8 protein-coding genes and 3 pseudogenes are annotated in these 7,013 nt (G+C 33.8%); 9 read left to right on the top strand and 2 right to left on the bottom strand.

What is annotated here, in order from left to right; translation table 11 throughout:
- Positions 1-110: 110 nt before the first annotated feature.
- From E2K52_RS12720 to E2K52_RS12705, 4 genes and pseudogenes are all read left to right on the top strand, one after another.
- Positions 111-725, top strand: coding sequence for a DUF2345 domain-containing protein (locus E2K52_RS12720; protein WP_319922805.1), 615 nt, complete (start codon positions 111-113; stop codon positions 723-725).
- A 9-nt stretch (positions 726-734) separates the two neighbouring features.
- On the top strand, positions 735-2,267 hold the full coding sequence (locus tag E2K52_RS12715; protein ID WP_151205432.1) for a hypothetical protein: 1,533 nt from the start codon (positions 735-737) through the stop codon (positions 2,265-2,267).
- A gap of 23 nt (positions 2,268-2,290) precedes the next feature.
- Entirely contained in the window at positions 2,291-3,241 is a 951-nt protein-coding gene (locus E2K52_RS12710; RefSeq protein ID WP_151205431.1) for a hypothetical protein, read from the top strand.
- A gap of 153 nt (positions 3,242-3,394) precedes the next feature.
- Positions 3,395-4,264 (top strand): annotated as a pseudogene (locus E2K52_RS12705) (IS982 family transposase).
- A 264-nt stretch (positions 4,265-4,528) separates the two neighbouring features.
- Here E2K52_RS12705 and E2K52_RS12700 read toward each other — a convergent pair.
- Positions 4,529-4,789, bottom strand: coding sequence for a hypothetical protein (locus tag E2K52_RS12700; RefSeq protein WP_151205430.1), 261 nt, complete (start codon positions 4,787-4,789; stop codon positions 4,529-4,531).
- Positions 4,790-5,197: 408 nt separating this feature from the next.
- Between E2K52_RS12700 and E2K52_RS12690 the strand changes: the two genes are divergently transcribed.
- From E2K52_RS12690 to E2K52_RS12675, 5 genes and pseudogenes are all read left to right on the top strand, one after another.
- Positions 5,198-5,476, top strand: coding sequence for a transposase family protein (locus tag E2K52_RS12690; RefSeq protein ID WP_151205429.1), 279 nt, complete (start codon positions 5,198-5,200; stop codon positions 5,474-5,476).
- Positions 5,424-5,894: a transposase family protein gene (locus E2K52_RS12685; RefSeq protein ID WP_151205428.1), complete on the top strand. Its 471-nt coding sequence runs from the start codon at positions 5,424-5,426 to the stop codon at positions 5,892-5,894. The genes E2K52_RS12690 and E2K52_RS12685 overlap by 53 nt, the downstream gene beginning before the upstream one ends.
- 41 nt (positions 5,895-5,935) lie before the next feature.
- Positions 5,936-6,154 (top strand): annotated as a pseudogene (locus E2K52_RS12680) (transposase family protein); the annotation flags it as partial.
- 24 nt (positions 6,155-6,178) lie between these two features.
- Positions 6,179-6,287: pseudogene (locus tag E2K52_RS15775) on the top strand (IS5/IS1182 family transposase); the annotation flags it as partial.
- Between the two features lie 58 nt (positions 6,288-6,345).
- Positions 6,346-6,765, top strand: coding sequence for a hypothetical protein (locus E2K52_RS12675; protein ID WP_151205427.1), 420 nt, complete (start codon positions 6,346-6,348; stop codon positions 6,763-6,765).
- 57 nt (positions 6,766-6,822) lie between these two features.
- Here E2K52_RS12675 and E2K52_RS12670 read toward each other — a convergent pair.
- Positions 6,823-7,013: 4Fe-4S dicluster domain-containing protein (locus E2K52_RS12670; RefSeq protein ID WP_171478862.1), on the bottom strand; the 191-nt coding region annotated here is incomplete at its 5' end.

Genomic DNA, 7,013 nt, shown 5'->3' with positions numbered 1-7,013 from the left:
TCTTGAATTTTCTGCCAGATATCATCGGTAAGAAGAGTGCGTGCCATTGAAAATGTAGAAATAAAAATAACTCAAAGGAGGATTTTAAGTATTTAAAACCAATTCTTCAAATGAGGACACGCCCTAACCTGAGTTCACAAAAATATATTATTGGCCATGCCGCTTCAAAAATAAGTTTATTTGCCGCTCAAGAAGGTTTAAGGGCATATGCAGCCAAAGGAAAGATAGAAGTCCAGGCACAAGACGATGCAGTGGATATTATTGCGCGTAAAGGTGTCAAAATTATCTCTACTGAAGATCAGATCGAAATTACTGCAACCAAAAAGATTGTACTAACCGCGGGCGGGTCACAGATTGAAATCAGTAGTGCGGGAATTTTGTCAACAACGGGTGGCAAGTTTGAGGTAAAGGCGGGGCAGCATTTATTCGTTAATGGAAGTCAGATAAATACTTCCTTGCCAGCTTTACCTAGCTTTAAAAATCAGAACTGGATTGCTTTAGAGCATTTGGATGCTGATAATCAGCCATTTTCTAGCGTAGGTTATAAAATATTTTTTGAAGGTAATCAAATCATTGAAGGTCAACTCGATGATCAGGGTAAAGCTCATCATAATAATGTACCTGAAAAGGCGATTAGAGTGGAATATGAGCAGGCTGAGATAATAGATAAACCTTGGGATACTTATGATCTGGTATTAGATCAACTCGATAAAATAGAAGAATAAGTGATAAAAATGGTAGATTTTTTACCTTCGAGACAAGAATTATTAAATGCAATGGCAGCTATAGCTGCTCCTGTGAATAAAGCAATAAAAAAGGGACAAGAAACTTTAACTGATATTGCAGACTGGCTTTGGGTTGTGATTCAAGGGGATTTTGCTGAAGAGCAGAGTACTGCTCAGATTGTTACCGGTACTGTGATCTCTATGATTCCATTTGTAGATCAGATCTGTGATATACGTGACTTATGTGCAAATGCTAAAAAAATTAAAGACGATTTAAATAACCCATGGGCATGGATCGGGCTGATATTAACCCTTATTGGATTATTTCCTGTACTAGGTTCCTTATTTAAAGGCATATTTAAAGTACTTTTGGCTCCTATACGTAAATTTATGATGAGACCAGGAGCAAAATCAGTACAGTTAACTGGCACTAATATTTATAAGTTAGCTGAACCATCTATTGAAAGTGGGATTACTGAATTAAATAAATTTTTAGCACGTCCCGCAGTAAAAAAAGCTTTAAAAGATGCCAAGATTACCAATATTTATAAAGCAACAGCTGAAAAACTTAGAGAAATTAAAACTAAATTAACCAAACAAGCATTGCTTGAAGTATTTGATAAATTAATTGGAGATTTAAGGCAAACAGTTAACTTTATTGATAAATACGGTAGCCAAATTATTGGACAGAAAGCTCGAAAAATGTTGCAGGATGTATTGGATGTGCGTCAAGCTGCTAACCAAAAATTGGGTGAGTTTTTAAAACCTGTTCAAGATTTTTTAGAAAAGTTAGCTGCTCGAATAGATAAAGAAGCAGACCATGCGTATAAAGCAAAAACTAATATTAAAAATTTAACCCAATTTAGAAGAGTATCAGACGATGAAGAGTTAGATGCTTTTAGACAAAGGAAACCTAATTGGGTGCATAAAAAAATTAAAGGTGAAGAATTACCTTTTGAGCCTGCAAGCCAAGACCCTAAAACAGCAAATACTCCTTTGCATCCCAGCTTAGGAGATACCCAGTTAGCCTTAAAAAGCGGCTATTCTCATCCTCTCCAAGGAAAATATAATACTTTTGCTGAAGATATGATTGAAGCTGAAGTTTTTAAAGAAGGCGATGTACTAGTACGTGTAGTCGCACCTGGGAGTTTGGATAATAGTATCTGTTGGATGAGAAAATCTGAGTTTGATAAATTGAAAAGCCGTGAGGAATGGAGAGATAAGTTTGCAGTTTGGGCAAGCTGGAATAGTAATGGGGAATATCTTGAGTATACTGTTCCAAAAGGTCAGAAACTGTATGGTTGGGAAGGTCCAGCAGCCTCTCAACAACGAGGTGAGTTTTATTTAAAAGGTGGGGGAATACAAATAGTCTTGGATCCTAAAGATTTGATCCCTTCCGGCTTAAGTAAACGTAAATTAACTGGATGGGGGTATGGTACAGATACAATAATTGGTGATTTTTCAATTGTAGGTGTGCCAGCTTTAGAAACACGATTAGGAGATTATACTTTGGCTCCTCGTTCGGAAAATAAATCAAAATAATATATAAATTCTAGGTTTTTAATATGAATAATAGCGTCCATCCTAAAGAAGTCTATTTATTGGAAGAATTTAGTTCTTTAGATTTTTTTGAAATAATGAGAAATAATTATCATAATTTTTTAACAGGATTAGAGGGATTATTTGAGCTTTATATTCATAATTTGCCTTATGACCTGAGAACCTTACCTTTTTCAGAGCAGGCAGATATTAATTGGGGAGAAACAGTATTGCCAAATCTAAGAAATACGATGGATCGTATTGATATTGCTTATACAAAAATTAAATCAGGCGATTTTACATATCTTGATTGTGCGGCAGAAATTCGATCAAATGATAAAGGTCTTAGTGAATTTTCTTTCTATTGGATGAATAATTTACCTCATAACAAAGTTAAACAATGTTGGGATTATTACTTAATTTCGAAAAAATACGCTTTAATTATTGAAAAAACATATCCAACATATTGGGATAAAGGGTTTCTTAATAATGAGTTTCCAAAGGCAGAAATATTTAATGGAATAAATATAAAGTTGCCAGGTTCTTATCCTATTTATCGTTTAGATCCAAGAAATATAGTTAGATCTAAAGAAAAAATAAATAAAACAGGTGTTTATGTATGCAATGAATATGATAATAAATTGATATTCCTGGCAAGTAGTAAAGAAGATGATAATGGTTTTGCGCCTAGATATGCATGTAGAAATAAGGAAACTAGAGAAAAATTATATTTTGAAACCTCTTGGACTTTAATAGAAAGAATTTCAGATCAAGGGGGTACAGTAGAGTCTATTGTTATAGAGAATTTAAAAGCTTTAGCAGGCCAAAAATGTCCGAAAACAGGCTATTGGTGGAGTCCCGCAAATCAGTCTAATTCACGGTATTTTACAGAGGGAGATATTTTCCCTAAATTAGAAAGTGATTGGGGCGAAACAATTTGGTATTTAGAAGCAACAAATAAAGATTTAATTGGCTAAAATAAAACAATCGTAACTTGTTTAAATCTAAAATATTTAGGTATTTAAAATATCCTATTAAAACCCGAATCGCGGATAAGAAATTGACTTGAAAAATAAGAGGACTAGAGCCATCAGTTGAGTTACCACACCAAACTCACAACTCTAGTCCTGATGTTCAATAGTACCGAATTATTCTGCGTAATTGATGATTTTTTTCTTAAATTTGAATCAACTTATTGGGAGTTTCTCAAACAAAACTGTGGTTCCTTGAGAATCAGAACTGCTCAACTCACAATTTCAGAAATCTGCTTTATTGCCATTTGGTACAAATGCTCTCATTTCAATAATTTCAAAGCCTTTTTCACCTGGTTAAAAGAAGATAAAAGCCATTTATTTAAGTACTTGCCTTGCTATCAAAGGATGATTCATCTGATCAATATGCACCAATTGGCCCTACATGCTTTACATGTGGCGCTGATGAAAGACCAAGCTACACAATATTTATGGATTGATTCAACAACTCTGCCAGTTTGTAAAAATCAACGTATTCAGCGTCATAAATCATTAGTCCAAATTGCATCACGTGGTAGAAGCTCAATGGGCTGGTTTTATGGCTGTAAATTACATATTGCGATGAATCAATTTGGTGAAATTGCCTGTTCTGCTTTATCGAATGGACATGTTGCTGACATAAAAATGGATGAGCAATTGGTTGCTGGTATAGAAGCAAAACTTTATGGGGATTGAGGTTACATCAGCCAAGAATTAAAAATCAGATTGAAAGATCAAGGTATTGATTTAATTACTTATCATCGAAAGAATATGTAGGCTATTCAACTCTGTGCATCAGATGAATATCACCTAAGACAACGCAATAAGATAGAAACATTATTCAGTTTATTGAAGGGACAATACAATTTAGTGACGAGTAAAGCACGTAGTCTTCATGGATTTCTGAGTGGAATTTACGCCTCACTATGTGCATATCAATTAACCCATCAAAATAAGCCAACAATTCAAATTAAGGAATCATCGGCTTAAGCAGGATCCGGGTTACTTAATAAAAAAGGATTGAAATAAGCCATATTGAAATGAAAATACATCCAATATAAAAGAGTATTTTATATTTTCTTAAATCAATATCATCATCTGTTTGATAGAGAGTAGGCATGCTTGAAATAATAAAACATGAGCCTAATATCAAACTTATATAACCGCTATATTTTAAAAAAATTTCCATATAGTAAAATCTTTTAGCTCTTCATCATACGTTTCTAAGAGCTCCCCATCCGCCTACCGCTGACCCTACAAGACCAGCACAAAAATACTAATAGGTGCATCAGCATATGAACTTACTCCAATTGTTATTGTTGCTCGTGTTGCTATACCTGAAAGAAGAGTAGTTGTTTGTCTAATGCTTTCTTTTTCTCTATTTTCTGCATAATAAATTTCTCTACCTGCATAAACAACTGCAACAACTAGAAAAATTTTTCCTACAGCACCAACCCCTCTCATCGCATTTGTTACTTTAGGAATGGCATTACCTGCACTTTTTATAATTATCAAACTGAATTATTAAAGTTTTTTATACAAGATAAAAACGTATTAATGACTCCATAACATCTTCCTTTAATTGATTTAGAGTAAAAAAAACTGGGCAAGTATTTATAAAAACTATAAGTAATACCCGAATCGCGGATAAGAAATGGAATTGAAAAACAGAAGGACTAGAGCCATCAGTTGAGTTACCACACAAAACCCACAACTCTAGTCCCGATGTTCAATAGATCTCTTTCATAAATCAAAAAAAGATCTACTTTTTGCTGCTTATTTATACCAAAGAATTTTTAATATTCATACATAATCTACGGATGAAATACATCGATTCAAAGAAGCTTTCTGAAACACAGTTCAAGCGATACACCGGCATCTCATGGTCAACCTTTGATTTAATGGTTGAGCAATTGAAGAAACATGTCTCTGCCAAAGTTAAGCCTGGAAGACCAGGTTCTGCTCTGTCTAAGCTATTGGCGGGAATACCGAACCTTATTTCACGTTGCGACGAGTTACGGGGTTTCAGAGCCCATAGCTTCAAGAATCGTACGTCATGTTGAAGTCTGCCTAATCAAGTCCAATTTATTTAATTTACCCAAAGATTTACCCGAGGGCGAAGGCATCGATTGGAATGTGGTGATTGTAGATGCCACAGAAATTCCAATCCAAAGGCCTAAAAAAACAGAAGAAAAGCTATAGCGGCAAGAAAAAGACCCACACCTTCAAAGTACAGGCCATCATTCATTATCAAACTCAAAAAATCCTGAGTTCATGTACCAGTCGTGGTGCCGTACATGATTTCGAACTCTTCAAACGTAACTTGAATCAAATTCCTGCAGGTGCATTTATCCTTGCAGATAAGGGTTATCAGGGAATTTATACAGTGTATCCAAATAGCTTGTTGCCATTAAAAGCAAAGAAGCGCTGTAAACTGGATCCTGAACTAAAAATCTATAATCAGCAAATCAATAAAAGAAGAATTGGGATTGAGCATGTATTTGGCAGTTTGAAAACCTTCAAAATTCTTGCTGAGCGATATCGCAATCGAGGCAAAAGACTGGGATTAAGATTCAATTTAATTGCTGGAATCTATAATTTGGAACTGAGTGAAAAATGACTTATGAAAGAAATCTGATAGTACCGAATTATTCTGTGTAATTATTGATGCCAATAAAGAAACAGAAGAATTTCCCCTTATTTGATGTTGAGAAAAAGTACAATAACATGATTGGAAAAATACGAGTTGTGATCGAACACATCAATAGTCAATTGAAAATATTTAGAATATTAAATGAGCGCTATAGAAAGAGACAAAAAAGATTCGGTTTACGTATTAATTTAATCGCTGCACTGGTAAACCGGATAAACTTGCAATAATGACTTTCGCAAGAGGTCTAGTTTAAAATATTTAAAATCCTTGCTAAGCGATATTGGAAGCGAGGCAAAAAAACTGGGCTTAAGATTCAATTTAATTGCTGGAATCTATAATTTGAAGCTGAGTAAAAAATGATTTATGAAAGAAGTCTAATATATTATACAGTTGAGTCTAGAGGGGAGAATATTAAATAATGGACACTATTTTATATTTAATAAAAACCATGCCATTAATATTTACAAGTGTTGTTTTTTTTGTTTTATTTTTACTCTTCTTTATTCTCCAATATATTTACATAAATATGAATTTAAAAGGAATTTGTAAAACTATATTTGATGATGAAAATGCATATAAAAAACCTTTGGAAATTTTTAATTTTTACTTTTTAAGTGTTTTACCATTAGTTTTTTGGAGGGAGACTCTAAATATAAAAATGGAAATTAAATTTAAGAAACTTTATAGAAAGGGGGTTTATTTTAAAATTGAAAAACGGCAGTTAGTCCAGTTAATGGATAAATATCCGTATCTTTTTTATATACAATATTTAATATTTATTTTCGGATTTTTATGGATTGTTACACAAAGTCTAGCTTATTTATTAAACAATTTTTAAATAAAAGATAAAAAATAAACCCGCTTTTCAGCGGGTTTATTTTGATCTCAGCAGAGATTACATATTCGGATAATTCGGACCACCGCCACCTTCCGGTGTTACCCAGGTGATATTCTGGGACGGATCTTTGATGTCACAGGTCTTGCAGTGTACACAGTTGGCTGCATTAATCTGGAAGCGTTTTGAACCATCATCATTTTCCATGATTTCATACACACCCGCCGGGCAGTAACGCTGTGCAGGCTCAT

It is taken from the genome of Acinetobacter sp. RF14B (assembly GCF_006864105.1).
In the GTDB taxonomy this organism is placed as follows: Bacteria; Pseudomonadota; Gammaproteobacteria; order Pseudomonadales; family Moraxellaceae; genus Acinetobacter; species Acinetobacter lwoffii_C.
Note: the sequence above shows the minus strand (reverse complement) of the source record. Positions and strands in the feature narration are given on the sequence as shown.

What these genes read in the sequence shown, in the direction of transcription:
- E2K52_RS12710 (WP_151205431.1), top strand. Translation starts at nt 2,291, where the DNA reads ATGAATAATAGCGTCCATCCTAAAGAAGTCTATTTATTGGAAGAATTT.
- E2K52_RS12675 (WP_151205427.1), top strand. Translation starts at nt 6,346, where the DNA reads ATGGACACTATTTTATATTTAATAAAAACCATGCCATTAATATTTACA.
- E2K52_RS12720 (WP_319922805.1), top strand. Translation starts at nt 111, where the DNA reads ATGAGGACACGCCCTAACCTGAGTTCACAAAAATATATTATTGGCCAT.
- E2K52_RS12685 (WP_151205428.1), top strand. Translation starts at nt 5,424, where the DNA reads ATGCCACAGAAATTCCAATCCAAAGGCCTAAAAAAACAGAAGAAAAGC.
- E2K52_RS12715 (WP_151205432.1), top strand. Translation starts at nt 735, where the DNA reads ATGGTAGATTTTTTACCTTCGAGACAAGAATTATTAAATGCAATGGCA.
- E2K52_RS12690 (WP_151205429.1), top strand. Translation starts at nt 5,198, where the DNA reads ATGTCTCTGCCAAAGTTAAGCCTGGAAGACCAGGTTCTGCTCTGTCTA.